Annotated in this window: 22 protein-coding genes; 10 read left to right on the forward strand and 12 right to left on the reverse strand. The window is 74.5% G+C overall.

The window, feature by feature from the left end; genetic code table 11:
* Positions 1-396 precede the first annotated feature (396 nt).
* Both AB0I29_RS19700 and AB0I29_RS19705 read left to right on the forward strand, forming a co-directional pair.
* On the forward strand, positions 397-1,377 hold the full coding sequence (locus tag AB0I29_RS19700) for a hypothetical protein (RefSeq protein WP_285106892.1): 981 nt from the start codon (positions 397-399) through the stop codon (positions 1,375-1,377).
* 370 nt (positions 1,378-1,747) lie between these two features.
* A complete protein-coding gene (locus tag AB0I29_RS19705; RefSeq protein ID WP_357484658.1) occupies positions 1,748-2,887 on the forward strand; it encodes an RIO1 family regulatory kinase/ATPase in 1,140 nt (379 codons plus the stop codon).
* A 79-nt stretch (positions 2,888-2,966) separates the two neighbouring features.
* On the opposite strand, the gene AB0I29_RS19710 is transcribed toward AB0I29_RS19705, so the two are convergent.
* The gene (locus tag AB0I29_RS19710; protein ID WP_357484661.1) at positions 2,967-3,437 is read right to left on the reverse strand and encodes an Lrp/AsnC family transcriptional regulator; all 471 of its coding nucleotides are present in this window, start codon (positions 3,435-3,437) and stop codon (positions 2,967-2,969) included.
* A gap of 59 nt (positions 3,438-3,496) precedes the next feature.
* Here AB0I29_RS19710 and AB0I29_RS19715 point away from each other — a divergent pair, with 59 nt between their 5' ends.
* The gene (locus tag AB0I29_RS19715; RefSeq protein WP_357484664.1) at positions 3,497-4,630 is read left to right on the forward strand and encodes an aminotransferase class I/II-fold pyridoxal phosphate-dependent enzyme; all 1,134 of its coding nucleotides are present in this window, start codon (positions 3,497-3,499) and stop codon (positions 4,628-4,630) included.
* Between the two features lie 4 nt (positions 4,631-4,634).
* Positions 4,635-5,030, forward strand: a complete 396-nt coding sequence (locus AB0I29_RS19720; protein ID WP_285106884.1) for a hypothetical protein — start codon at positions 4,635-4,637, stop codon at positions 5,028-5,030.
* A 12-nt stretch (positions 5,031-5,042) separates the two neighbouring features.
* Here the strand turns inward: AB0I29_RS19720 and AB0I29_RS19725 are convergent, their stop codons facing one another.
* Positions 5,043-5,657 carry a GNAT family N-acetyltransferase gene (locus AB0I29_RS19725; RefSeq protein ID WP_285106882.1) on the reverse strand — a complete coding sequence of 205 codons (615 nt, stop codon included), beginning with the start codon at positions 5,655-5,657 and terminating at the stop codon, positions 5,043-5,045.
* A gap of 148 nt (positions 5,658-5,805) precedes the next feature.
* Between AB0I29_RS19725 and AB0I29_RS19730 the strand changes: the two genes are divergently transcribed.
* Positions 5,806-6,459, forward strand: coding sequence for an SRPBCC domain-containing protein (locus AB0I29_RS19730; RefSeq protein WP_285106880.1), 654 nt, complete (start codon positions 5,806-5,808; stop codon positions 6,457-6,459).
* Positions 6,460-6,909, forward strand: coding sequence for a metalloregulator ArsR/SmtB family transcription factor (locus tag AB0I29_RS19735; protein WP_350224597.1), 450 nt, complete (start codon positions 6,460-6,462; stop codon positions 6,907-6,909). It begins immediately after the preceding gene.
* A gap of 10 nt (positions 6,910-6,919) precedes the next feature.
* On the opposite strand, the gene AB0I29_RS19740 is transcribed toward AB0I29_RS19735, so the two are convergent.
* Positions 6,920-8,059: a glycerophosphodiester phosphodiesterase family protein gene (locus AB0I29_RS19740; protein ID WP_357484671.1), complete on the reverse strand. Its 1,140-nt coding sequence runs from the start codon at positions 8,057-8,059 to the stop codon at positions 6,920-6,922.
* Between the two features lie 132 nt (positions 8,060-8,191).
* On the opposite strand from AB0I29_RS19740, the gene AB0I29_RS19745 reads away from it, so the two are divergent.
* Positions 8,192-8,995 (forward strand): alpha/beta hydrolase, encoded by an 804-nt coding sequence (locus AB0I29_RS19745; RefSeq protein WP_285106877.1) that lies wholly within the window; start codon positions 8,192-8,194, stop codon positions 8,993-8,995.
* 28 nt (positions 8,996-9,023) lie between these two features.
* Positions 9,024-9,488, forward strand: coding sequence for an HtaA domain-containing protein (locus AB0I29_RS19750; RefSeq protein WP_285106875.1), 465 nt, complete (start codon positions 9,024-9,026; stop codon positions 9,486-9,488).
* Positions 9,489-9,554: 66 nt separating this feature from the next.
* Here AB0I29_RS19750 and AB0I29_RS19755 read toward each other — a convergent pair whose 3' ends face one another.
* A complete protein-coding gene (locus AB0I29_RS19755) occupies positions 9,555-10,553 on the reverse strand; it encodes an aldo/keto reductase (protein ID WP_357484676.1) in 999 nt (332 codons plus the stop codon).
* A gap of 52 nt (positions 10,554-10,605) precedes the next feature.
* On the opposite strand from AB0I29_RS19755, the gene AB0I29_RS19760 reads away from it, so the two are divergent.
* A complete protein-coding gene (locus tag AB0I29_RS19760) occupies positions 10,606-10,965 on the forward strand; it encodes a MerR family transcriptional regulator (protein WP_285106870.1) in 360 nt (119 codons plus the stop codon).
* A 123-nt stretch (positions 10,966-11,088) separates the two neighbouring features.
* Positions 11,089-13,797: a protein kinase gene (locus AB0I29_RS19765; protein ID WP_357484681.1), complete on the forward strand. Its 2,709-nt coding sequence runs from the start codon at positions 11,089-11,091 to the stop codon at positions 13,795-13,797.
* Positions 13,798-13,810: 13 nt separating this feature from the next.
* Here the strand turns inward: AB0I29_RS19765 and AB0I29_RS19770 are convergent, their stop codons facing one another.
* The 8 genes from AB0I29_RS19770 to AB0I29_RS19805 all read right to left on the reverse strand — a co-directional run bounded on the left by AB0I29_RS19770 (position 13,811) and on the right by AB0I29_RS19805 (position 25,188).
* Positions 13,811-17,233 carry an error-prone DNA polymerase gene (locus AB0I29_RS19770; RefSeq protein ID WP_357484684.1) on the reverse strand — a complete coding sequence of 1,141 codons (3,423 nt, stop codon included), beginning with the start codon at positions 17,231-17,233 and terminating at the stop codon, positions 13,811-13,813.
* Complete coding sequence (locus tag AB0I29_RS19775) at positions 17,226-18,932, reverse strand: DNA polymerase Y family protein (protein ID WP_357484687.1); 1,707 nt, start codon at positions 18,930-18,932, stop codon at positions 17,226-17,228. The genes AB0I29_RS19770 and AB0I29_RS19775 overlap by 8 nt, the downstream gene beginning before the upstream one ends.
* Positions 18,929-20,050 carry a hypothetical protein gene (locus AB0I29_RS19780; protein WP_357484690.1) on the reverse strand — a complete coding sequence of 374 codons (1,122 nt, stop codon included), beginning with the start codon at positions 20,048-20,050 and terminating at the stop codon, positions 18,929-18,931. Before AB0I29_RS19780 ends, AB0I29_RS19775 begins: the two co-directional genes overlap by 4 nt.
* A 285-nt stretch (positions 20,051-20,335) precedes the next feature.
* Positions 20,336-20,812, reverse strand: coding sequence for a MaoC family dehydratase (locus AB0I29_RS19785; RefSeq protein WP_285106863.1), 477 nt, complete (start codon positions 20,810-20,812; stop codon positions 20,336-20,338).
* The gene (fabG, locus tag AB0I29_RS19790) at positions 20,809-21,558 is read right to left on the reverse strand and encodes a 3-oxoacyl-ACP reductase FabG (protein ID WP_285106861.1); all 750 of its coding nucleotides are present in this window, start codon (positions 21,556-21,558) and stop codon (positions 20,809-20,811) included. Before fabG ends, AB0I29_RS19785 begins: the two co-directional genes overlap by 4 nt.
* A gap of 33 nt (positions 21,559-21,591) precedes the next feature.
* Positions 21,592-22,710: a zinc-binding dehydrogenase gene (locus tag AB0I29_RS19795; protein WP_357484695.1), complete on the reverse strand. Its 1,119-nt coding sequence runs from the start codon at positions 22,708-22,710 to the stop codon at positions 21,592-21,594.
* A gap of 11 nt (positions 22,711-22,721) precedes the next feature.
* Entirely contained in the window at positions 22,722-23,945 is a 1,224-nt protein-coding gene (locus tag AB0I29_RS19800; protein ID WP_357484698.1) for an acetyl-CoA C-acetyltransferase, read from the reverse strand.
* Between the two features lie 43 nt (positions 23,946-23,988).
* The gene (locus AB0I29_RS19805) at positions 23,989-25,188 is read right to left on the reverse strand and encodes an acyl-CoA dehydrogenase family protein (protein ID WP_357484701.1); all 1,200 of its coding nucleotides are present in this window, start codon (positions 25,186-25,188) and stop codon (positions 23,989-23,991) included.
* Positions 25,189-25,193: the final 5 nt, after the last annotated feature.

Raw genomic sequence — 25,193 nt, forward strand, 5'->3', positions numbered from 1 at the left:
CGGGCTCGGAAGTCGGCAGTTTGCCCCGCAGGCTCGGCAGTTGGCATCGAGATCGGCACAGGCCTGTGCCGATCTCGATGCCAACTGCCGAGCGCTCAGCGAAGTGCCGAACGTGCGGGCTGCTGGGCTCTGTCGCAGGGGGCGATCCCGCGACCGGTGCCCGGCGCAAAGCGCCCAGTACCCGGCGCCCAGTACCTGGTCCCCGGTCCCCGGCGCGAAGTGCCGTTCTCGTCGTTCGTCGCGTAGCGGGGCCGGATCGCGAACGCCGCCCAGACGTCCCTGGGCACCGAGGCGCAACGCTTCGAGTGCGACCACAGGCAGGGTCGAAGCCACCTGGTGCACAGGGCGTCCGGCACGGCGACACCTGAGCGGCGCGCGCCCGCCACGCTCGTGTCCATGAAAGTGACCTTTACCCAGGACGGCGTCGCCGTCCCCGAAGTGCTCCTGGCGCGCGAGCAGGACAAGAATCAGCTGGCACTCGCCAGCCGCCAGGGCTCGTTGACCCGCATCCGGCGGGGTGCCTATTGCGACCCGGACGACATCCGGGCGGACGGTCCCGCATCGGCTCCGCGCGAAAAGCGGAACCGGGAGCTCGCCCGCGCCCGGGCGCTACACCGGCAGCTCCGCTCGAACGTGGTGTTCAGCCACACGACGGCGGCGCTCCTTCTGGGGTGCCCCGTCTGGACCGTGCCTGACCGCACACACGTCTACCAGCGCTACCGCCCCTCGAGCCGCGCGGCGAAGGACATCGCCCGACACGTGGGCACCGTCCCGGCCTACGCCGTCACCACCGTGCACGGTCTTCCGGTGACGTCGCTCGTGCGTACCGTCGTGGACTGCGCGCTGGCGCTGCACCCGCTGGAGGCCCTCGTCATCGCGGACTTCGCGCTGAGCCACGACATCGATCGCGCCGAGCTCCTGGTGGAGCTCGGCGCCCGGGCCGAGCGGCGCGGCGTCCGGCGCGCCCGGCTGGTCCTCGAGCTGGCGGACGGCGGCTCGCACTCACCCTGGGAGACCTGGGTGCGCTACGAGATGCTGCGATCCGGCCTTCCCAGGCCGGTCACCCAGATGGCCGTGCCGACCGACAGCGGCCTGTTCCACACCGACCTCGGCTATGAGCAGTGGAACCTGGGCGTCGAGTTCGACGGCCTGATCAAGTACCGACCGGACGGCGTCGGCACCGGTCACGACCCCGCGCGCGAGTTCATGAGCGAGAAGGGGCGCGCCGAGGCGATCCGCCGGACGGGTGTCGCCGTGGAACGCGTCACGGCGTCCGACCGCAGAGACGTCCCCTCGATGCTCGCCCGTCTCACAGCCCACCTGCCACCCCACGTGCTCCAGCGGGCGCGCGTCAACCCCCTGCTACCGCCGTCCTGACCGCGGCAGTTTGCCTTTTCGACTCGGCAGTTGGCACTGAGATCGGCACAGGCCTGTGCCGATCTCGATGCCAACTGCCGAACGCTCAGATAAAGTGCCGAACCGGCCCCGGAAAAAACAGGTGCGCTTCCTCGGCGCCGCGTGCCATGCTCCTCGCACGGTCACCGGGCCAACCCCTGAGGCGCTCGCTGACCGGCCAGCTCAGGTAGTGGAAACGGCTCCGGCACGTGCGTTCGGGCACGGTGCGGACAGGAAGGAGGCAGTGATGGACGACGTCGTTCGCGCAGCTGCCCTCGCGGCAGCAGACGCCACTGTCACCAGGAGCACCCGGGACTGATCCGGCGGTGCTCCCGCATCAAGGAGCACCGACTTGCCCCGTTTTCCCGAAGCACCGAAGAAGTCCGTCCTGATCCGCGCAGCCGGCCGGGGCGGCAAGCAGTCCGACGACCGACCGGCCGACGACGAGCGTCGGTCCGCCCGCGGCGTGCGGGTCGGCCGCGAGGACCTCGAAGGCCCGTACCCAGGCACGTTCGAGGCCGACGGGTTCGGCTCCGACGAGCCCGACGCGTTCGAGCGTGACGGCACGGTTCAGGACGGCGCCGACCGGCACCCGGCCGGCGTCGTCGCGCACGACCACGACCAGACCGATCCCACCCAGCCCGGCCCCGGGCAGCGCTGGTCCACCTGGCGTTCCGTCGCCAAGGGGCAGCGCGGGCCCGAGCCGCTGCCGGAATGGGTCGTCACCCGCGACGCCGCGCTCGACACCGAGCTCGGCATCCTCAAGACCGGGAAGGAGGCCGACGCGTTCCTCGTGGAGCGCGCCGTTCCGGAGGGCGCCGGCCCGGCGTCCGACGACGCCCCGGACCTGGCGCTCGACCAGGCGGCCACGCGCTGCCTGCTGGTCGCCAAGCGGTACCGCAGCCTGGAGCACGGGCAGTTCCACCGCGGGTCCGAGTACACCGAGGGCCGCACCGTGCGGCGCACGCGCGACCAGCGCGCCATGGAGGACCGCAAGTCCGCCTGGGGTCGCGCGGTGTCGGCCACCCAGTGGGCCGACGCCGAGTTCATCGCCCTGCGCGAGGCCTGGTCGGCGGGCGCGCCGGTGCCCTACCCCGTGCAGATCGACGGGACCGAGGTGCTGATGGAGTTCATCGGCACCGAGGAGACCGACGAGCTGGGCCGCACCCAGGCGGTCGCCGCGCCGCGCCTGACCCGGGCGCGCCCGTCGGACGACCTGCTGGAGTCGTACTGGGACCAGCTCACGCACGGCATGTCCGTGCTGGCCCGGCTCGGGTTCGCGCACGGCGACCTGTCGCCGTACAACATCCTGGCCCACGGCGAGCGGCTGGTCATCATCGACCTGCCGCAGGTCGTGGACCTGGCGGCCAACCCGTTCTCGAGCGACGTGCTGCTGCGCGACTGCCGCACCGTGTCCGACTGGTTCATCGCCCGCGGGCTGGACGTCGACCCGGACGCCCTCTTCGCCGACCTCCTGGCGCAGGCGTTCTGAACACCCGCGCGCCGCGGCGTCAGTAGCGCCCCGTGTCAGACGTACGGGTCACCCGGGTGACCCGTACGTCTGACACGGGCTACTCCGCCGGGGTGACCGGGCCGCAGGTCCAGGAGGAGAACACCAGGTCGGTCTGCACCCGGCCCACCTCGCCGCGCGCCGTCAGGTCGAGCACCAGGCGCTGTAGCTCGTCGGTGTCGGCGCAGGCCACGTTGATCAGGAAGTCGTCCGGCCCCGACACGTGGTGCACGGCCCGGGTCTGCGGCAGCCGCCGCACCCACTCCACGAACGGCCCCAGCAGGGGCCGCGAGTGCGTGGTCAGCCGCACCATGAGCATGGCCTGCAGCCCGCACCCGACGGCGGCCGGGTCGATCGCGGCGTGGTACCCGCGGATCACTCCAGCGTTCTGCAGCCGCTGAACGCGCGCCAGGCAGGTCGACGGCGCGACGCCGACCCGCTGGGCGAGCGTCTTGTTGGAGAGACGCCCGTCGTTCTGCAGCTCGGTCAGCAGCGCCCGGTCCACCGAATCCAGGAGCACGTTCTGGGTCATGGCCCGAATATCTAGCACGCCGGGACGTCGTCGGACAGCAGGAATGCCGATAGTCACCCATGAGCATACATTCCTGGACCACGCGCGCCGTCCACGCCGGCAAGGACGACCTCGCCGCGCTCGGGCTCCATGCCCCGCCGATCGACCTGTCCACCACCTACCCGTCGTACGACGTCGTCGGCGAGGCCACGCGCCTGGACGAGTTCGCCGAGGGGCACGACGACGGCGGTCCGCCCGTCTACGGCCGCGTCGCCAACCCGACGGTGCGCCGCTTCGAGAACGCCCTGGCCGAGCTCGAGGGCGCGGAGGCGGCGGTCGCGTTCGCGAGCGGCATGGCCGCGCTGTCGGCATGCCTGCTGACCCAGGTCGCGGCGGGCCGGCCGCACGTCGTCGGGGTGCGGCCGCTGTACGGCACCACCGACCACCTGCTCGACTCCGGGCTGCTCGGCACCTCGGTGACGTGGGCGGCGCCCGAGGACGCGGCGTCGGCCATCACGGGCCGGACCGGGCTCGTGGTCGTGGAGAGCCCGGCGAACCCCACGCTCGACGAGGTGGACCTGCGGGCCCTGACCGACGCCTGCGCGCCGGTGCCCGTGCTGGTGGACAGCACGTTCGCCACACCGGTGCTGCAGCGACCGCTGGAGCAGGGGGCGGCGATGGTGCTGCACAGCGCCACGAAGTACCTGGGCGGGCACGGCGACGTCATGGGTGGCGTCGTGGCCTGCGACGAGGAGCTGGCCCGGTCGCTGCGCCAGGTCCGGTTCGTCACCGGCGCCATGCTGCACCCGATGGCGGGGTACGAGCTGCTCCGCGGGCTGGCGACGCTGCCGGTGCGGGTGCGCGGGGCGGCGGCCACGGCGGCGGAGCTGGCCCGCCGGCTCGGGGAGCACCCGCGGGTGACCCGGGTGCACTACCCGAGCATCGGCGGGGCGATGGTGTCGTTCGAGACCTCCGCCGACCCGGTGGCCCTGGTCTCCGCCGTACGGCTGATCACCCCGGCCGTGAGCCTGGGCAGCGTGGACAGCCTGATCCAGCACCCGGCGTCGCTGACCCACCGGATCATGGACGAGGTGTCCCGCAAGGAGGCGGGCATCTCGCCGGACCTGGTGCGGCTGTCCGTGGGGCTGGAGGACGTCGAGGACCTCTGGACGGACCTGGACCAGGCGATCGCGCACGCCGCCCGGCTACCGTGAGGGCATGACCAGTACCCCGTACGACCACGACGACCTGCTCGCGTTCCTCGTCGGCCACGGCGTCGCGCTCGGGACGGGCGACCTGGACGCCCTGGCCGACGGCCTCGCCCAACCGGCGGTGATCGTCGAGGCCGACCGTTCCGTCGTGGTGCCCGACGCCGAGGCCGCGCGGGCCGGCCTCGGCGGCATGCTCGGCTCCTACCGGGAGCAGGGACTGGTCGCCGCCGTGCCGGAGATCAAGGCGGTCGAGCAGGTGGGCGACGCGCTGCTGTGGGTCGACGTGCGCTGGAGCCTCAAGGACGAGAACGCCTCGGAGGCCGCGGCCTACCGTGCGCGCTACCTGGTGCGGCGGGGCCGGGACACCTTCGAGCTGTGCGTGGTCGTGCCGGTCGAGGAGTAGGTCCGCGGGCCCTCAGGCCGCGGCGATCTCCCGCCGCATGTGCCAGCGGGTCAGCCGTCCGCTCGTGGCGTCGGTCGGCGCCAGCCGGTCGAAGCCCGCTCGCTCGAACATCGCCACGGTGCCGACGAACGCCGCGCTCACCGGCACCCGCCGCCCGTCCTCGGGCTCGACGGGGAAGGCTTCCAGCGCCGTCGCGCCGTGGGCCGCGGCGTAGTCGACCCCGGCGTCGAGCAGCGCCTGGGCGACCCCCTGCCTGCGGAGACCCGCGCGCACCGTCACGCACATGAACACCCAGGTGGTGGGCCAGGTCTCCGGCTCCCCCACCGGTAGCACGCGCGACCGCTGCAGCGACCGCGCCGCCGATCGCACCGAGAAGCCGAGCCAGCCGGCGACCTCGCCACCGCCGTCACCGTCGAGGTAGGCGAGCATCCCCGGCACGGGCTCCTGCTCCGTCAGCTCGCGCAGCCGCGCACCGCGCGTGGTGACGTCCTCCTTGGCCGGGGCGCGCCAGTGCATGCACCAGCACGCCTGCTCGCGCCCGGTCGGGTTGAGGACGCGGGCGATGTCGTCGAACCGGTCGGCCGTGGCGGGCACCACCGCGATGCGGGCCTTCTCCTCAGGGGCCATTCTCGGAACCTACTCCGCGTCACCGACACTCGCGCACAGTCGCCGCTTGGCACACTCTTTTGGACCGCAACGGCACCCGCGCCTCGGCACTTGCCTCCCGGCCGGACCTGTGACCTAATATAAGTGTCTACTTATTGAAGGAGTGAGCATGTCCATCACCATCGACCCCGTCGCCACCGCCGGCCTCGTCTCCCGCGAGGTCCGCGACGGCAGCCGGGACGGCACCCCGACCAAGATCGCCGTCGCCCGGCGCACCTACGACGCCGAGCAGTCGGACCTCTGGCAGGCCGTCACGTCACCCGACCGCATCCCCCGCTGGTTCATGCCGGTCAGCGGCGACCTGAGCGTCGGCGGCCGCTACCAGCTCGAGGGCAACGCCGGCGGGCTCGTCGAGCGCTGCGACGCGCCCGAGTCGTTCGCCGTCACGTGGGAGTTCGGCGGCGGCGTCTCGTGGGTGGAGGTCTCCCTCACGCCCGCCGACGGCGGCACCACCCTCGAGCTGGTGCACGAGTCCCCCGTGGACCCCGACTTCTGGACCCAGTACGGCCCGGGCGCCGTCGGCGTCGGCTGGGACCTCGGCCTCCTCGGGCTTGGCCTGCACCTCGCCACCGGCGCCACGATGGACCCCAAGGAGTCCGAGGCGTGGGCCCTCTCCCCCGAAGGGGTCGAGTTCGCCCGGCACGCCAGCGCCGGCTGGGCCGACGCCGCGATCGCCGGCGGGGACGACGCAGACGCGGCGCGGGCCGCGGGCGAGCGCACGCTGGCCTTCTACACCACGCCGCCCCCGACGCCGGAGGCCTGAGTGCCGGCCGCGGCCGCGCCGGCGGACGACGGTGGACCGGACGCCGGTCCCCCCGGCGCGCTCGACGCGGCCCGGGCCGGTGTGTTCGAGGCGCTCGGCGACCCGGTCCGACGTCGGCTGCTGGAGCTGCTCGTCGCGGGCGAGCAGCCTGCCGGGGCCCTGGTCACCGCGCTGCAGGCGCGCGTGCGCATCACGCAGCCCGCGGTCTCGCAGCACCTCAGGGTGCTCCGCGAGGCGGGGCTCGTGCGGGTGCGCGCCGAGGGCACGCGCCGCCTCTACGCCGTGGACGACGCCGGGACCGCCGCTGCCCAGGCCTGGCTCGCGCGCTTCGAGGACACCTTTGCCCAGCCGCTCGACGCCCTGGCGACGGAGCTGGCCCGCGGACGCCGCGAACGCCGTCGGGCAGCGCCCCGCGCCGGGACCGGCGAGCACGACACGGCCGCGGGCTGACCCGCGCGCGTCAGTAGCGCTTCGGGAGCTTGAGGTGGCGCTCCGCCATGATCGTGCGCAGCAGGTCCGGCCGGTCGGTGATGAGGCCGTCGACGCCGATGTCCATCAGGGACTCGATCGTGGCGCGGTCGTCGACGGTCCACGGGATCACGTCCATGCCGGCGCGGTGCGCGGCGCGGACGAGCTCGGGCGTCGTGAACGGGACGTAGCCCGGGTCGGACACGCTGCCGCCCTGCGGGTCGCCGTGCACGGGCGAGACGGCGTCGGCGTCGAACGAGGCGGCGGCCGCGACGAACTTCTGCTGGATCGAGCCCGGGAAGTCGTCGATGTCCAGGCCGCCGAGCCACGGCGACGCGCCCTCGACGCCGACCTGGAGGAACTGCTGGCCGTTGGTCAGCGCCACCAGGCCGAAGCGCGGCTCGACCTGGCTCATCCGCATCAGCGAGCCCCAGTCGAAGCTCTGGATCGTCACCTGGTCGACCAGCCGCGCCTTGCGCACCTCACGGGCGACGACCTGCACGAACTGCTCGCGCGGCGCCGTCTGCTCGGGGGCGCCCGCCTCGACCTTGGTCTCGATGTTGAGCTTGACCTGGTGCGCCCGGTGCCGATTGACCAGCGCCAGGACCTCCGACAGCAGCGGCATCCGCTCGCCCGGGTGCAGCTCCTGCCCGGGGAACTGCGGCTGGCGCAGCGACCCGCAGTCGAGGGTGCGGACCTGCGCGAGCGTGAGGTCCTTGATGTACGTCTTGTTCGGCACGTAGGGGAACTCGGGGTCGCCCGGGAACGCCGGCTCGGTGTCGACGCACTTGGCCGGGCTCGGGTCGCGGTCATGGGTCACGACGGCATACCCGTCCTGCGTGATCTGCACGTCCAGCTCGAGCGTGCTGACCCCGAGCGCGAGGGCGTTGTCGAACGCCGGGAGCGTGTTCTCGACGGTGAGCGCGATGCCGCCCCGGTGGGCCTGGAGGTCGAAGGTGCGGTCGTGGCCGGCCGGGCGGCCGGCGGCATCCGCGGCGGCGGCCTTGGCGCCGTCGTCCGTGGCGCTCAGGGCGGACGCCGGTGCGGCGCCCAGTGCCAGCGTGCCCGCGAGGGTCACGGCGAGGGCTGCGGCGGTGCGGGCGGCGACGACGCCGCGTGGGGTGGTCCTCATACGGCTGAGCCTGGACAGGTCCCGTGGCCGGGTCGTGGCGACGCGCCGTCAGGAGGGCGACGACGACGTGAACGCCCGGCGACGCCCGCCGGCGCCCCTGCACGCCCGCCCTGGCGCACGTACGGTCCAGGGGTGGGCTTCATCCGGGTGGGCGGGCTTCGGATCGCTTACGAGCGGGCCGGCCAGGGGCCGCCCCTGGTCCTCGTGCACGGCGCCGCCGAGGACTGCCGCATCTGGCGGCCCCAGCTCGCCGGCCTGGCCGACGAGCTGACGGTCGTGGCGTGGGACGAGCCGGGCGCCGGGCGATCGTCCGACCTGCCCGAGGGCTTCGGGCTGGCCGGCTTCGCGGACGGGCTCGCCGCGCTGATCGAGGCGATGGGGCTCGGACCCGCGCACGTCGCCGGCCGGTCCTGGGGCGGCACCGTGGCGCTCGAGCTCTACCGCCGTCGGCCCGAGCTGGTCGCGACTCTCGTCCTGGTCGACACCTACGCCGGCTGGAAGGGGTCGCTGCCCGCCGCCGAGGTGCGAGCGCGGATCGCCGGAGCACGCAGGATGCTCGCCGCGCCTCCCGTGGAGCTCGGCCTCGCCTTTCCCGGGCTGTTCGCCGGCGACCCGCCGCCGGAGCTCGTGCCGCTGCTCGCGGACATCGCCGCCGACGTGCGCCCGGCCACCCTCGCCCAGCAGCTGGAGATCATGGCCGAGGCCGATCTTGCCGACCTGCTGCCGCGGATCGACGTCCCCACGCTGCTGATCTGGGGACGCCTGGACGCGCGCTCCCCGCTCGGGGTCGCGCGCCGGTTCGAGGCGGCGATCCCGGACGCGACGCTCGTCGTGGTCGAGGGCACCGGCCACATGAGCAACCTGGAGCGTCCCGAGCCAGTGAACGACGCCGTCCGCGGCTTCTGCCGCACCCATCCGCCCGGCGCAAAGCGGTAGAAATCGCCAGGTGGAGTACCGTTCTCGGGTGGCTCATCTGGACTGGGAGATCAAGGCAAGCCTGCTGATGTACGTGATGGGGGCGCCTGGCGGCCGCATCGTGCAGGACGACGCAGTAGGCGGCAGCGGCGCCTCGTTCCACTTCCCGCTCGACCCGGAACGTACTCCTGAGGTGTCCGCGGACTCCTCGTCGTTCGCGTTCACGGGCTCGGTCATCTTCATCGGGCACTTCGGCTCGTTCGTCGGCGAGGTCGCCGACATCGAGGTCGTCGCCCCCGCCGACGGCGGTCCCGACTGGACCATGTCCATCCGGGACCGCGAGTCGGACGTGCGCACGGTCGCGTTCCGCCTGGCCGGCGCGCCCGAGCGGTCGGCCGACGGCGCCCGCCTCACCTGGGCGCAGGTCGACCTGACGGAGGACGGCGCGAAGCTCTGGGGCGGCAGCTACCCGGTGGCGACCCCCTTCGAGCCGCTGACGATCGACCTCTCCTGACCCGTTGAGTGCTGGATGTTCGCCCTTTTTCGTGTGCCAGAAGGGCGAATATCCAGCACTCAACGGTCAGGAGGCGGGCGGGGTGACGTCTACCGCCGTCAGGCGGGTTGCCTGGTCCGGGGTGAGCGGCAGGGTCATCGCCGCGAGCGCCGACTCCAGCTGGGGCGGCTTGCTGCCGCCCAGCATCGGGTGGATGCCGCGGGCCGTCAGCCAGGTGAGCACCACCTGGCCGCGGGACGCGTCGAGCTCGGCCGCGACGTCGTCGAGCACGGCCAGCCGCCGGGCGGTGCCCGGGTGGTCGAAGACCTCGGGGATCGGCTTGGCCGGGTTGTCGTACGCGCCGGACAGCAGGGGCGTGTACGCCCAGACGTCCAGGTGCTCGACGGCGGCCAGGTCGACCAGCTCCTCGTCGAGCCAGCCGAACCGGTGGTTCCCCGTGAGCGTGCCCGGGCGCGGCTGGAGGTAGCTGTAGGCGTGCTGCACCACGCTGAACGGTTCCTTGTCCCGCCCGACGGCGTGCCGCCGGGCCCGCTCGACCCGCCACGCGGGGTGGTTCGAGGTGCCGATCCGGGCCACTACGCCGTCGGACACGAGGGCCGCGCAGGCGTCCGCGGTCTCCTCGACCGGGACCGAGCGGTCCTCCATGTGCGCCCAGGCCAGGTCGACGTGGTCGGTGCCGAGCCGGCGCAGGCTGCGGGTGAGCTGTTCGCGGACCGCGGCGGCCGACAGACCGGTGCGGGAGGCGGGCCAGTCGGCGGCGTCGCGCGGCTCGGCCCCGAACTTGGTGGAGAGCAGCACGTGGTCGCGCATGCCGGGGCGCGCGGCGAGCCAGCGGCCGAGCACCTCCTCGCTCTGCCCGCCGTAGCCGGACTCGCTCGCCCAGAAGGAGTAGCAGTCGGCGGTGTCGATCCAGCGGCCGCCGGCGTCGACGAACTGGTCGAGGAGGGCGAACGACGTGGGCTCGTCGACGGCGGTGCCGAACATCATGGCGCCGAGCACCAGGCGTGCGGCGGGTGGGGTGTCGTGAAGGGTGGTGTGCTGGGTGGCGCTCCGGGTCGTGGTCATGAGAGCAGCGAAAACCCTGGAGCGCGCTCCAGGTCAAGGGCAGGATCGGAACATGATCACGTACTCGCCCGCGCAGGCCGCCGAGGTCTCCGGTTTCAGCATCGACACGCTGCGGTACTACGAGCGCGAGGGCATCCTGCGCCCCATCGCGCGGACGTCGGGCGGGCACCGCACCTACACGCAGGACGACCTGGGCTGGCTCGACCTGGTGCACTGCCTCCGCGACACCGGCATGCCGATCGCCGACCTCAAGCGCTACGCCGAGCTGTCGCTCGACGAGGCGACCCTGGCCGCGCGCGTCGCGCTGCTGGAGGAGCACGACCGGCGGGTCCAGGAGTCGATCGACGCCTTGCGCAGCCAGCAGGAACGCCTGCGGGAGAAGATCGCCTGGTACCGCACCCAGGGTGTCTAGGTCGAGCACAGCAGTTGCTGCCGGATCGGGGCTGCTCCGGCAGCAACTGCTGTGGTCGACAGGTTGCGGACCCGGCGCGGACTTTCCTCCGATCGGCAGGGGTCCGCTGGTAGGTTTTCCGGCATGACGTCACCAGCACCCGGCGTCGGCGAGGTCGCGCCAGCGGCCGTCGGCCCCGGTCCGGTCCCGTCAACGGAGCCCGAGCCCGCAGCAGGCCCCCCGCCGACCCCGGAGCTCGCGCCGGTCCCCGCGCCGCCGACCGAGGAACCGGCCGAGGAGCCGACCAGGGAGCTCGCGCCCGTACCCGCGCCGCCCGGCGCGGACGACGTGGCCGAGCCCGGAGCGGCCCCGGTCGAGCCTGAGCCGGCCACGGGACCCGAACCGGCCACCGGACGTGAGCCCGTCACGGAGCCTGAGCCGTCCTCGGGACGCGACCTCGAGCCCTTGGCGGAACGTGGGCCCGTCCCCGACCCGCCGGTCGCGGAGGCAGAGGTCGCGGAGGCAGAGATCGCGGAGGCAGAGATCCCGGAGCCGGCCGACGCCCCCGAGACGACCGAGGCTGCCGCTGTCGCGGAGCCGGCCGAGGCCGAAGCCGAGGCCGAGGCCGACACAGAACTCGACGAGGCCGCGTCCGCCGCGGAGCCCGAGCCCGAGCCCACGCCGGCGCCCGCGCCCCTGCCGGATCCGGAACCCGCCGCGGACTCCACCCCGGAGCTCCCGCCCACCCCGCCGGCGGAGCCCGCCGCCGCCCCGCTGGCGGAGCCCGCCGCCCCCGCCCCGCGCGCCGCCGCGCTGCCGATGCGGCCGGTGCGGCGCATCCCCGCCAGCGGGGAGCGCCTGGGCCGGTTCACGCTCGCCGAGGCGCTGGGTCACGGCGGCTTCGCGCACGTGTACCGGGCGCAGGCCGACGACGGCACCGAGGTGGCCCTCAAGGTCCTGACCGGCCTGCACGACGACGCCCGGGAGCGCTTCGCCCAGGAGGCGCACCTGCTGGAACGGCTCGACGGCCGGGGCTTCCCGCGCTTCGTCGAGGCCGGTCTGGACGCGACGCAGCCCTGGTTCGCGATGGAGCTCGTGCCCGGCACCACGCTGCGCGACCGGGTGCGCGAGGATGGGCCGCTGTCCGGCCCCGAGGCGCTGCACCTGGCCCGGCAGATCGTCGACGCGCTGCTCGTGCTGCAGGAGGAGCGCTGCCTGCACCGCGACCTCAAGCCGGCGAACATCATGGTGGACGGCGACCGCGCCGTGCTCATCGACCTGGGCATCGCCAAGGTCTTCGACGCCGCGACCTCCACGCAACCGGCCGGGACCATGGCCTACATGGCGCCCGAGCTGTTCGGACGCCGGGTGCACCCGCGGTCCGACGTGTACAGCCTGGGCCTGCTCCTGGTGTACGCGAGCACGGGCGCACTGCCGCTGGACCTGAACTTCCTGGGCCGGGACCTGACGCCGGCCGACCTCGTGGAGGAGGAGCCCGCCGGCGTCGTGCCGGACGACGATCCCCTGCCCGAGCGCCCGGCCATCGACCGGCACCTGCAGTCCCTGGTCCTGGCCATGACGCGGTACCAGCCGAACCACCGGCCGCCGCTGGAGAACATCGCGAGCGTGGTGCGCGCCCGGATCGCGAGCGCGACGCCCGACCCGACGCTCCTGCTCACCTCGCAGCTCGTCAGCGACGGCGTGACGGCCGCCGAGGTCGCCACGCTGCCCTCGACGGACATCCTGCCCGGCCGGGGCAGCACCCGGGTGCTCCGGCGTGAGCTCGACCGGTCGGACGAGATCACGCCCACCCGCGTCCCGGAACCCTGGCACGCCCTCGTCTACGACCGGGCGCTGATGAGCGTGCTGACCGAGGTGCACGCGGACGGTTTCGACGGCGCCGCCGAGCAGGTCGTGGCCGACCACGTCGCGGAGATCGGCGCGGAGGTCGCCGGCGGCCGCACCCCGGCCGAGATCAAGGACTGGATCTGGCTGGCGATGCGCTGGCGGGTCGCCACTCCCCCGGAGGGGCACGCCGACACGCTCCGCGGCTGGCGCGCCTTCCGCAGCCCCGAGCCCGCGCCGGCGAGCAAGCGCGCCCCCGTCACCAGCCGGCCGCGGTCCGTGACCCCGGTCGGGTCGTCCGCGGGGTCCACCGCCGCGACGCCGCCGTCGGCCGCCGCGACCCAGGTGGTGCGCAGCCAGGTTCCGCCGCCGCAGTCGTACCAGCCGCGCAAGAGCCCGGTCAAGCACCTCGGCCCCGCCCCGCAGGCCGCGCCCAGCCCGTCCCTGCGCGCCACCCGGCCGATGCCGGCCGTGCAGCCGGGCGGCAGACCGCCCGTCGCACAGCCGACGAGGCAGCAGGGCGCACCGCCGACCGCTCAGCCGACTCGGCAGCCCGTACGGCCGCCCGCCGCCGCACAGCGGACCGCCGTGCGACCGCAGAGCATGCCGCCGGGCGGGCAGCAGGCCGTGCCGCCCGGCAGGCAGCAGGTGCAGCCGGGCGGCCAGCAGGGTGCGCGGCCAGGCAAGCAGCCGCGGACGCCGGCACCCGCCCCCGTCGCGCCGCGGCGGAGGCCGTGGCCGGTCCGGCTGCTCGGCGCCCTGCTGCGCTGGGTCCCCCGGCTGCTGCTCCTGAGCGCCGTGTACGTGCTGGTCACCCAGGACGCGCAGGGCGGCGACCCGTTCCTCGCCGCCCCCGCCCTGGCGGTCGCCGCGTTCGGCCTGGCCGTGCTGCTGCGCATCACCGGGCACCGCATGAAGATCTGGTTCTACGTGATCTCCGCCGTGCTGGTCGGCGCGGGTTCGGCGGCGCTGTGGGCCACCAGCACGGGCCAGCTGTACCTGGGCTGACGCCGCCGGGCGCCTACCGGAAGTCCCGCGACCGCCCCGGGACCGCCAGCGTCAGCGGGGCGAGGTGTTCCGCCAGGAGGTTGACGGCGCCGTCGGCGGCCTCGATCCGCCCCCGGATCACCATGGCCTGCGCCGACCGCGCGACCCGGCGGAACCGCTGCCACAGCCCGACGGTGCAGATCACGTTCAGCAGACCCGTCTCGTCCTCCAGGGACAGGAACGTCACGCCTCCGGCCGTGCCCGGCCGCTGCCGGTGCGTCACCACCCCGCCGACGGCGACCCGGCGTCCCGGCTCGGTCACCATCGCCTGGGCCACGGTGAGCACGCCGGCCGTCTCCAGTCCCGGCCGGACGTGCTGCGTCGGGTACGAGTCGGGCGTGACGCCGGTCGCCCACGCGTCGGCCTGCGACAGCTCGACCTCGCTCATCCCCGGCAGCATCGGGGCGTCGACGCCGACGCTGACGCCGGGCAGCGTCGTCGGCCCCTCCTGGCCCAGGGCTCCCGCGGCCCACAGCCCCGCCCGGCGCTCGACGCCGAACGGCTCCAGCGCGCCGCCGGTCGCGAGCGCCTCGAGCTGCACCGTCGACAGCTCGACCCGCCGCACCAGGTCCCGCAGCGACACGAACCCCGCGAGGCCGGCGGCGTCCCGCGCCGCGACGATCTCCTCCGCCTTGTCCTTGCCGATGCCGCGCACGGACTCCAGTCCCATGCGGACCACGAGCTCTCCGTCGGCCCGCTCGACCGACGAGAGCACGCGCGACGCCGCGACCGAGGGCCGCAGCACGCGCACCCCGTGCCGGCGCGCGTCTGCGACGAGGGACTGCGGGGAGTAGAACCCCATGGGCTGGGCCGCGAGCAGCCCCGCGTAGAACGCGGCCGGGTGGTACACCTTGAGCCACGAGCTCGCGTAGACCAGGTACGCGAAGGAGTAGGCGTGCGACTCGGGGAAGCCGAAGTCGGCGAACGCCTTGAGCTTCTCGAAGATCTCCTCCTGCACGTCCGGGGGCACGTCGTTGGCCGTCATCCCGGCGAAGAGCCGTTCGCGCAGCGCCTCCATGCGCTCGACCGACCGTTTGGACCCCATGGCCCGCCGCAGCTGGTCGGCCTCCTTGCCCGAGAACCCGGCGACGTCGATCGCCATCTGCATGAGCTGCTCCTGGAACAGCGGCACGCCCAGGGTGCGGCTCAGGGACTTCTCCAGCAGCGGGTGCGGGTACGACACGGGCTCCCGCCCGCGCGCACGCTCGATGTACGGGTGCACGGACCCGCCCTGGATGGGGCCGGGCCGGATGAGCGCGACCTCCACGACGATGTCGTAGAACGTGCGCGGCCGCAGGCGCGGCAGCGTCGCCATCTGGGCGCGCGACTCGACCTGGAACACGCCCACGGTGTCGGCCGCGCACAGCAGGTCGTAGACGGCGGGGTCGTCCTGCGGCAGGCCGTGCAGCGTGGGCCGCTCCCCGGTGTGCTCCTCGATGAACTCGAACGCGTACCGGATGGCGGTCAGCATGCCCAGGCCCAGCAGGTCGAACTTCACCAGCTTGGCGTCGGCGCAGTCCTCCTTGTCCCACTGGAGCACGGTGCGCCCCTCCATGCGGGCCCACTCGACGGGTACCACCTCGATCACCGGACGGTCGCACATGACCATGCCGCCGGAGTGGATGCCCAGGTGGCGCGGCAGGCGGAGCATCCGGTCGGCCAGGTCGAGCACGTCGTCGGGGATCTCCCCCTCCTGCGCCGCCGACGGCGGGGTGCGGAACGGCACCACGTCGTGGCTGTCGTCGGCGCGCTCCCGGGGCTCGCCCGGGGCGCGCGCCTCCTGCGCCAGCACGTCGACGAAGGCACCGCCCTCGCCCGGTCCCCACAGCGCCGTCATGCGGGCGTCCTTGGCGGCGGTCCGGTTCTGCGGGGCGGGTCCGGCGCCCGGGGCGCCGTCCGGCGGCGGCCCCGAGGTGCCCGACGGCGAAGTGGTCGCCCTCGGCTTGAGCGTGCCCCAGCGTTCGATGCTCTTGGACCACGCGTCCTGCTGGCCGACGTCGTACCCGAGCGCGCGGGCGGCGTCGCGCACCGCGGACCGCGGCCGGTAGGAGATGACGTTGGCGACCTGCGCCGCGTGCGTACGCCCGAACCGCTCGTAGACGTACTGGATCACCTCCTCGCGGCGCACCGACTCGATGTCGATGTCGATGTCCGGCGGGCCGTCCCGCTCCGGTGCGAGGAAGCGCTCGAACAGCAGCTCGTGCCGGACGGCGTCCACGGCGGTGATCCCCAGCGCGTAGCAGACGGCGGAGTTGGCCGCGCTGCCCCGGCCCTGCGCGAGGATGCCGTGGGTGCGGCAGAACTCCACGAGGTCGTAGACCACCAGGAAGTACCCGGGGAAGCCCAGGTCGGTGATGACCCTCAGCTCGTGGTCGATCTGCGCCCACGCCTTCGGGTTGTTCTCCCGCGGTCCGTAGCGGGCGGTCGCGCCGCGGTGGGTGAGCTCGCGCAGCCAGGAGGCCTCGTCGTGCCCCTCCCCGACGGGGTACGGCGGCAGGTTCGGCGCGATGAGCTCCAGGTCGAACGCGCACTCGGCGCCCAGCGCGGCCGCCGTCGCCACGGCCTGCGGGTGCAGCCGGTGCAGGCGGGCCATCTCCGCACCGCTGCGCAGGTGGGCGGTGGGCGCGCCGGGCAGCCAGCCGTCCAGGTCGTCCAGGCTGGACCGGGCGCGGACGGCGGCCAGGGCGCCCGCCAGGTCGGCGTCCCGGGGGCGGGCGTAGTGCGCGGCGGTGGTGGCGACGAGCGGCAGGCCCGCCTCCTGTGCGAGAAGGGCGAGCGCGGCGTGCAGGTCGGCGTCGCGGGGGTCGCCGGTCGCGGTGATCTCGACGACCACGTTGTCCCGCCCGAACACATCGACCAGGCGCGCCAGCTCCCGCCGCCCACCCGCCAACCGATCACTCCGGTTCCCCGACGGGACCATCAGGGTCTGGCGGACCGGACCCTTGCGGCAGCCCGTCAGGACCAGCCACTCGCCCGACGCCGCCTCGCCCAGCCCCTCCAGCGTGTAGTTCGCGGCACCCTTGACGCCCGCGTCGAGGTGCGCGGTGCCGATCGCGCTCGACAGGTTGCGGTACCCCTGCGGCCCGCGCGCCAGCACGAGCAGGTGCGTCGCGCGCGGATCGGGGATCCCCGTGGGCGGGTCGAGCACGGGTGCGTCGCCCACGCCGGCCGGGGCCGGCAGGTGCAGCTCCGCCCCGAACGCGGTGGGGAGCTGGACCTTCTTCGCGGCCTCCGAGAACCGCACCACCCCGTACAGCCCGTCGTGGTCGGTGACCGCGAGCGCCTTGAGCCCGAGCCGAGCCCCCTCGGCGGCGAGCTCCTCGGGGTGGGAGGCGCCGTCGAGAAAGCTGAACGCGGAGTGCGCGTGCAGCTCGGCGTACGGCACGGGCTCAGTCATAGAGGGCCTCCAGGGACCAGGCCCCCGCCGCCGACGACAGCAGCAGGCCGAGCGTGAGCTCCCCCGGCCGTCCGGCGGGGCCGTCGACCACCACCTGGAGGAACACGCGGCGCTTGCCCCGGGACGTCCACCACCGTTCGGCGACCGGCCAGGGTCCGGCCCAGTCGACGACGGCGGCGTCGAGACCGGCCCACGCGCCGTCGTCGTCCGCGCTGCCGGACGCACCGCCGTCCGCACCGTCCGAGCCGCCGCCCGCCGCCTCCCCCGGCACCACCACGCGGGCCGGTTCGCCGCTGACCGCCAGCCGCACGCCGACGACGACGGGCCGCCCGTCGGCGTCGAGCACGTGCGCGGGCACGGGCTCGGGCAGCACGACCGACGGCGCCGGGGGCGGGAGGGCGCCGGGCCAGGGCCGGTCGGGGTCGCGCTCGGGCGGGACCTGCTCGCCGTAGGGCACGAGCTGCACGCGGTCGCGGGGGTCGCGCCCGCCCTGGAGCCGCACGGTGAGCACGGCGTCGCCGCCGAGCAGGGCCTGCACACGCTCGACGGCGCGGCGGGCGCGCAGGTCCTCGCCCGCACCAGGCCCCCAGAGGCGCGGCTGCAGGGCTCCGGCGGGGGCGACCTCCTCGGCCGCCAGGCTGAGGCCCGCGATCGGGGCGGGCTGCTCGCCCTGCCCGAGGGACGACGCCGTGAGCCAGCCCTCGAGCTGCCAGCGCACGCGGTCGGTGATCCGGGCGGCCGACAGCCCGCCGAGGGTGTCGTCGGTGCGCCACAGCCGCTCCAGGGTGCGGGCCTCGCCCGTGACCGGGTCGACGGCGCGCGCCGTGATCCGCAGCCGGCCGCACGCCAGGCCGCGCTGGTGCAGGTCGTCGTGCAGTCGCTCGGCCAGGCGGCGGGCGGCGAAGGTCGCGACGTCGACCCGGTGCGCCGGCGGGTCCAGCTCCTCGGTGACGGTCAGGTCCTCGACGAGCCGGCGCCGGGCGGGCGGGCGCACGTCCTGCCCGCGGGCGAGGCGCTGCGCCCAGACACCGAGGTCGCCGAACCGGGCGGCGACGGCGGCGTCGGGCAGGGCGGCCAGGTCCGCGAGCGTGCGCACGCCGAGGCGGCGCCACAGGTCGACCAGCTCGGTCAGCGCCCGGTCGGCGGGCCGGGCGTGCACGAGCACCGCGGCGGGACGGGGCGCGAGGTAGTCCCGGGAGTCCCCCGGCGGCACGACGGCGTCGTCCCGCGCGGCCAGGACGGCGGCCAGGAAACCGTCCGCGACCCCGACCTGGCACTCGTGGCCGGTGCGGACGGCGACCTGCTCGGTCAGCTCGCGCGCCAGGTCGTGCTCGGAGCCGTGGTAGCGGGCCGCGCCGCCCGACGGCAGCAGGAGCAGTCCCGGGCGGGCGATCTCCAGCCCGGAGACCACGGTCTCGGCGGCCACGGCGACGGGTTCGAACTCGCGGGCGTCGCGGGCGTCGTCGGCGGTCCAGAGCTGCAGGTCGGGGCAGCGCCCCTGGGCCTCGCGACGGCGCATGCCGCGGCGCACCCCGGCGCTGCGCGCGGGGGCGGACACCGCGACGATCCGCCCGCCGGGACCGCCCGTGACGGCGGCGGGCACCTCGGGGCCCAGGCCGGCGACGACCAGGGCGGCGACGACCGGCCAGTCGGGCACCCAGAGGCAGGCGGTGCGGGTCGCGGCCCCGGACGCCGTCATCCCACCAGCTCCAGCGGCGGCCGGCTCTCGACGGCCTCGTCCGGCGCCTCGGCGTCCCCGGCGACCATCCCGACGACGTCCGGCATCTCGGCACCGGCGCGCATCTCGGTCACGCCCGAGGTCTCGACGCCGTCGTGCACCCCGGCCAGGCCGCCCGGGCCCGTCCGGCACACCGGCACCTCCACGTCCAGGTGCACCGGACGCGCCGCGCTCCCCCGCCCGGTGCGCCGCACCCGCAGGGTCCGACGTCGCAGCCAGCCCACCCCGCCGTCGACCCCCGACCAGGCCCCTCCCGTGGCCTCGAGCACCACGTGGGCCCCCGCCCAGTCCCCCGCGTCCCGTTGAGTGCTGGACATTCGCCCCGTCGAGGGCCGTTGGAGGGGCGAATATCCAGCACTCAACGGGGCGGTGGGGACCAGCACGGTTCCTCGTTCCCGGGCGCGGGCCGACAGCCGGCGGCGGTCCTGGTCCAGCAGCGCCACCTCCGGCCCGACCACCACCAGGTCCATGCCGTCGATCAGCGCGGCGAGCACGGCGGGCGCGTCCACCCCCGACCCGGCCGGCAGCGGGACCACCAGGGTGCGGGTCAGGTCGCACCCGGCGTCGGCCGCGGCGGCCATCCCGGCGGCCGGGTACCCGACCAGCACCGTCCAGGCCCCGTCGCGGGACGCCTCGGCGAGCAGCGTGAGCAGCAGCGACGTCGAGCCCCGGACCGCGACGGTGGTCCCGGACCGCAGGCCGCCGTCGGGCAGGAGGGTCGCGAGGTGCGGGTGCACGGGCAGCACGCGCGCGCCCTCACCCGGTCCGGCGGTTCCGCTCACCCGGCTGCCCGACGACGGCGCGGGGCTCGCCGCGGACCGGTCGCCCACCGCGGACGCGGGCTCGGTCGAGAGCCCGCCCCGCAGCGCCCGGACCTGCACCCGCCGCGGCTCGCCGGGCTGCTCGGCGCGGACGGTCTGGACGGCGGTCCGCGCGGCCGTGGCCTGCTTGCGCACGCCGGTGCGCGCCTCGGCGTGCCGCAGCGCCGCGAGCGCCTGCGCGTGCTTCGTGACGGTGTCGGCGGTGCCGGCTTGCCTGGCGTCGGTCCCGGCCTTCGAGGAGATGGTTACGACGGTCATGTCCCTCCAGCGATGGTGCCTGCCGGCGAGAGACCGGTGGTGGAGCACTTACGAACACATGTTCGATAGAACACCAGTACATCGCTCCGCGGCGCACCTGTCAAACCATCTGTTCGCAACACTGCGGCGGGCTCGACAGGTCGGGCTGTGCCGAACAGTTCGGTCAAGAGCATCTGACCGGAACGACACGAGGTACCGATCCCGAACCGGGATCGGTACCTCGTGTCGTTCCGCAACAGATGTCGTGTCGCAACAGCCCAGCGCTCGGCCGGGCCGCAGGAGCCCTCAGGTCTCCAGCACGTAGAGCGACAGGGTGTGCGCGACCAGGGCCGGCTTCTCGGCCCCCTCGATCTCGACGGTGACCTTCGAGGCGAGCCGCACGCCGGCCGCCGCCGGCTCGGCCGAGAGGATCTCGGTGACGGCCCGCACCCGCGCGCCCGAGGGCACCGGGCTGAGGAACCGCAGCCGGTCCATGCCGTAGTTCATCACCATGGCGACGCCGCCCACCTCGACGAGCGAGGACGCCAGGTGCGGCAGCAGCGACAGGGTGAGGTAGCCGTGCGCGATCGTGGAGCCGAACGGCCCGGCGGCCGCCCGCTCGGCGTCGAGGTGGATCCACTGGTGGTCCTCGGTCGCGTCGGCGAAGGCGGCGATCCGCTCCTGCGTGACCTCGAACCACTCGCCCGTGGCGGTCCGGCCCACGGCGTCGGCGAGGTCGGCCGGTGAGTCGACGGCGATGACGCCGTCCACGCCGGTGCTCATGCCTTGGGCCCACCCGCCACGTACAGCACCTGGCCCGAGACGAACCCCGACTGCTCGGCGCAGAAGAACGACACGGCGTTCGCGATGTCCTCGGGCTGGCCCACGCGGCCCACGGGGACGTCCTTGGCGGCCACGCTCAGGTAGTCGGACAGGGACACCCCGATGCGCTCGGCCGTCTCCCGGATCATGTCGGTCTCGATCACGCCCGGCGCCACGGCGTTCGCCGTGACGCCGAACTTGCCGAGCTCGATCGCCAGGGTCTTGGTGAAGCCCTGCATGCCCGCCTTGGCCGCCGAGTAGTTGGCCTGGCCGCGGTTGCCGAGCGCCGACGTCGAGGACAGGTTCACGATGCGGCCGTACTTCGCCTCCACCATGTGCGCCTGCACGGCCCGCGTCATCAGGAACGCGCCCCGCAGGTGCACGCCCAGCACCGCGTCCCAGTCGCCCACCGACATCTTGAACAGCAGGTTGTCGCGCAGGATCCCGGCGTTGTTCACCAGCACGGTAGGCGCGCCCAGCTCGGCGGTGACACGGGCGACGGCGGCGGCGACCGAGTCCTCGTCGGCGACGTCGACGCCGACGGCGAGCGCGCGCCCGCCGTCCGCCACGATGGCCTCCGCGGTGGTCTTCGCCTGGTCCTCCAGGAGGTCCAGGACGGCGACGGCGAAGCCGTCCTGCGCGAGCCGGCGGGCCGTCGCGGCGCCGATGCCGCGGGCCGCTCCGGTGACGATGGCTGTACGAGTCATCAGGGTTTCCTCTCGTTGCGTGAACTTCTCAGGTCAGAACATCACGAGCTGCCGCAGCGCCGCGCCGGAGGCGAGGCGGTCCAGCGCGGCGGGCAGGTCGTCCAGGGTGATGCGGTCGGACACCAGGCGCTCCAGGGGCAGCCGCCCGGCGCGCCACAGCTCGACGTAGCGCGGGATGTCGCGGCTCGGCACGGCCGAGCCGAGGTAGGAGCCCACCACGGTGCGGGCCTCGGCGGTGAGGCTGAGCGGCGAGATGCTCGCCCGCGCGTCGGGATGGGGCAGCCCCACCGTGACGGTGGTGCCGCCCGGGGCCGTGACGGCGTAGGCCGTCTCGAACGCGCGGGCCGAGCCCGCCGCCTCGATCACCACGGGAGCGCGCAGCCCCTGGTCGGCGGCCTCCTGCGGCCCGACCGCGAGGGTCGCGCCCAGCTCGCGCGCCAGGTCGAGCTTGGCGGGCACGGCGTCGACGCCCACGACCTCGTGCCCGAGCGCCACGGCCACCAGGAGCGCCGCCATGCCCACACCCCCGAGCCCCACGACGGCCACCCGGTCGCCCGGGGCGGGGCGGCCCGCGTTGACGACGGCGCCGCCGCCGGTCAGCACCGCGCAGCCGAGCAGGGCCGCGATGTCGGGCGGGACGTCATGGTCCACGGGCACCACGGAGGTCTCGGAGACCACGGCGTGGCTCGCGAACGCGCTCACGCCGAGGTGGTGGTGCACCTCCTGGGCCTCGCCGGACCCGGCCGGGACAGCCCGGCGCAGCCGGCGCCCGCCGCCCACGAGCGTCCCGGCCGCGTTGGCCGCCGACCCCACCCCACAGGGCAGCCGCCCGTCGGTGGCGCACTGCGCGCACTGCCCGCAGCGCGGCAGGAACGTCATGACCACCCGCTGCCAGACGGCGAGGCGCGCGCCGGGGCCGGTCGCCTCCACGACGCCGGCGGCCTCGTGGCCGAGCAGCATCGGCACCGGCCGGGCGCGGTTGCCGTCCACGACCGACAGGTCGGAGTGGCACAGCCCCGCGGCCTCGATGCGCACCAGCACCTCGCCGTCACCCGGCGGGTCGAGCTCCAGCGGCCCGACCGTGACCGGCCGGGACTCCGCATAGGGCGCGGGCGCGCCGCAGCGCTCCAGCACCGCACCGGTGATCCGCACGCCTGCTCCCTTCAGAGCTTCTCCAGCACCATCGCCATGCCCTGCCCGCCGCCCACGCACATCGTCTCCAGACCGTACTGGCCGCCGGTGTCCGCGAGCGCGTTGATCAGGGTGGAGGTGATGCGCGCCCCGGTCATCCCGAACGGGTGGCCCACGGCGATGGCGCCGCCGTTGACGTTCAGCCGCTCCTCGTCCACGCCTAGCTCGCGCGCCGACGGGACCACCTGCGCGGCGAACGCCTCGTTGATCTCCACGAGGTCCATGTCGTCGACCGTGAGCCCCGCGCGGCGCAGCGCCTGCCGGCTGGCGTCGACGGGGCCGAGCCCCATGATCTCCGGGGACAGCCCGCTGACCCCGGTGGACACGATGCGGGCCAGCGGCGTCAGACCGAGCTCGTCGACGACCCGGCCGGAGACGACGACGACCGCGGCGGCGCCGTCGTTCAGCGGGCAGGCGTTGCCCGCGGTGACGCTGCCGTCGGGGCGGAACACCGGCTCCAGCGTCGCGAGCTTCTCCACGGTGGTGCCCGGCCGCGGGCCGTCGTCGGCGGACACGACCGTGCCGTCGGGCAGGGTGACGGGCGTGATGTCCCGGGCCCAGAAGCCGGCCGCGACGGCGGCCTGCGCACGCTGCTGGCTGCGGGCGGCGAACTCGTCCTGCTCGGCGCGCGTGATGCCGCGCAGGGCGGCGACGTTCTCCGCCGTCTGCCCCATCGAGATGTACGCGTCGGGCAGCACGCCCTCCAGCCGCGGGTCGGTCCACAGGCCGGTGCCGGCCCCGGCGCGCTTCTCGGTGCGGGCCAGGGCGTCGGCGAAGACGGGGTTGTGCAGGTCCACGCCCGGGATGTAGTCGCTCGACCCGGTCGCGAACGAGCTGACGGACTCCACGCCCGCGGAGACGAAGACGTCGCCCTCGCCCGCCTTGATCGCGTGGAACGCCATGCGCGTGGTCTGCAGGCTGGAGCTGCAGTAGCGCGTGACGGTCGCGCCGGGCACGGTGTCCCAGCCGCACAGCACCGCGACGATGCGCGCCAGGTTCATGCCCTGCTTGCCGCCCGGCAGGCCGCAGCCCAGCAGCAGGTCGTCGATCCGCGCCGGGTCCAGCCCCGGCACCCGCCCGACGGCGGCGCGCACCATCTCGGCGGCGAGGTCGTCGGGGCGCACGTCCTTCAGCGACCCCTTGTGCGCGCGCCCGATGGGCGAGCGCGCGGTGGCCACGATGTAGGCCTCGGTCATGTGCTCCTCCTTGAGCCAGTGGTGAGCCAGGTGGGCGGCGCCCTCAGACGAACGCCGCGTGGCCGGTGATGGCGCGGCCCACGATGAGCTGGTTCATGTCCTTGGTCCCCTCGAACGTGTAGACCGCCTCGGCGTCGGCGAAGAACCGCGCCACGCCGTGATCCAGTGTGATCCCGTTGCCGCCGCACGCCTCCCGGCACAGCGCGACGGTCTCGCGCATGCGGGTGGTGACGAACGCCTTGGCCATCGCGGCGTGGGCGTCGGTCTGGGTGCCGCGGTCCTGGAGCTGTGCCACGCGGACGCACATGGCGAAGCTCGCCGTCACGTTCGCGTACGCCGTGGCGAGCTTGTCCTGGATGAGCTGGTAGCTGGCGATGGGGTTGCCGAACTGCTCGCGCTGCCTGGTGTAGGCCACGGCGGCCTCGTAGGCGCCGATCATGGTGCCCAGCGCCTGCCAGGACACGCCGTCGCGGGTGATGCGCAGCACCTTGGCGACGTCGCGGAAGCTGTTGATGTGCTGCAGGCGGTCGGCCTCGTCGACGCGGACGCCGTCGAGCACGATGTCGGCGTTCTGCACGATGCGCAGGGACTGCTTGCGCTCGATCTTGGTGGCGGTGAAGCCGGGCGTGCCCTTGCGCACCAGGAAACCCTTGACCTGGTCGTCGGCGGTGTCCTTGGCCCAGATGACCACGACGTCGGCGAACGTGGCGTTGCCGATCCAGCGCTTGGCGCCGTTGAGCACCCAGGTGTCGCCGGTGCGGGTGGCGGTGGTGCGCAGGCCCTTGGCGGTGTCGGAGCCGGCCAGGGGCTCGGTGAGCCCGAACGCGCCGATCACGTCGCCGGCCGCCATGGGCGGCAGCCACTGCTCGCGCTGCTCGGCGGAGCCGCCGAGGCCGATCGAGGTCATCGCCAGGCCGCCGGAGACCCCGATGAAGGTGCAGAACGAGGAGTCGACGCGCGCCGTCTCCATGCCCACCCAGCCGCGGAACACGGCCGAGGTGTCCTCCCCCTGCGTCTCGGCCCAGCCCGACCCGACGGTGCCGAGCTGCGCGTAGGGCTTGAACAGGTGCACGGGGCACTCGGCGCGCTCCCAGTAGTCGTCCGCGATGGGGCGCACCTCGCGCTCCATGAACTCCCGGACGGCCAGGGCCTTCTTCTGCTCGGCCGGGGTGAGCAGGTCCTGGAACGCGTAGAAGTCCGCCTCCAGCAGGTCCGTGGCGGGTGGCTCGGGTGCGAGCGTCATCGGTC

Origin of the sequence: Promicromonospora sp. NPDC050262 (assembly GCF_040655935.1) — a bacterium.
Taxonomy (GTDB): domain Bacteria; phylum Actinomycetota; class Actinomycetes; order Actinomycetales; family Cellulomonadaceae; genus Promicromonospora.

Excerpts from the sequence above, each read along its gene's own strand:
- AB0I29_RS19700 (WP_285106892.1), top strand. The coding sequence starts at position 397 with ATGAAAGTGACCTTTACCCAGGACGGCGTCGCCGTCCCCGAAGTGCTC.
- AB0I29_RS19710 (WP_357484661.1), bottom strand. The coding sequence starts at position 3,437 with ATGACCCAGAACGTGCTCCTGGATTCGGTGGACCGGGCGCTGCTGACC.
- AB0I29_RS19715 (WP_357484664.1), top strand. The coding sequence starts at position 3,497 with ATGAGCATACATTCCTGGACCACGCGCGCCGTCCACGCCGGCAAGGAC.
- AB0I29_RS19720 (WP_285106884.1), top strand. The coding sequence starts at position 4,635 with ATGACCAGTACCCCGTACGACCACGACGACCTGCTCGCGTTCCTCGTC.
- AB0I29_RS19725 (WP_285106882.1), bottom strand. The coding sequence starts at position 5,657 with ATGGCCCCTGAGGAGAAGGCCCGCATCGCGGTGGTGCCCGCCACGGCC.
- AB0I29_RS19730 (WP_285106880.1), top strand. The coding sequence starts at position 5,806 with ATGTCCATCACCATCGACCCCGTCGCCACCGCCGGCCTCGTCTCCCGC.
- AB0I29_RS19740 (WP_357484671.1), bottom strand. The coding sequence starts at position 8,059 with ATGAGGACCACCCCACGCGGCGTCGTCGCCGCCCGCACCGCCGCAGCC.
- AB0I29_RS19755 (WP_357484676.1), bottom strand. The coding sequence starts at position 10,553 with ATGACCACGACCCGGAGCGCCACCCAGCACACCACCCTTCACGACACC.
- AB0I29_RS19760 (WP_285106870.1), top strand. The coding sequence starts at position 10,606 with ATGATCACGTACTCGCCCGCGCAGGCCGCCGAGGTCTCCGGTTTCAGC.
- AB0I29_RS19765 (WP_357484681.1), top strand. The coding sequence starts at position 11,089 with ATGACGTCACCAGCACCCGGCGTCGGCGAGGTCGCGCCAGCGGCCGTC.
- AB0I29_RS19770 (WP_357484684.1), bottom strand. The coding sequence starts at position 17,233 with ATGACTGAGCCCGTGCCGTACGCCGAGCTGCACGCGCACTCCGCGTTC.
- AB0I29_RS19775 (WP_357484687.1), bottom strand. The coding sequence starts at position 18,932 with ATGACGGCGTCCGGGGCCGCGACCCGCACCGCCTGCCTCTGGGTGCCC.
- AB0I29_RS19780 (WP_357484690.1), bottom strand. The coding sequence starts at position 20,050 with ATGACCGTCGTAACCATCTCCTCGAAGGCCGGGACCGACGCCAGGCAA.
- AB0I29_RS19785 (WP_285106863.1), bottom strand. The coding sequence starts at position 20,812 with ATGAGCACCGGCGTGGACGGCGTCATCGCCGTCGACTCACCGGCCGAC.
- fabG (WP_285106861.1), bottom strand. The coding sequence starts at position 21,558 with ATGACTCGTACAGCCATCGTCACCGGAGCGGCCCGCGGCATCGGCGCC.
- AB0I29_RS19800 (WP_357484698.1), bottom strand. The coding sequence starts at position 23,945 with ATGACCGAGGCCTACATCGTGGCCACCGCGCGCTCGCCCATCGGGCGC.
- AB0I29_RS19805 (WP_357484701.1), bottom strand. The coding sequence starts at position 25,188 with ATGACGCTCGCACCCGAGCCACCCGCCACGGACCTGCTGGAGGCGGAC.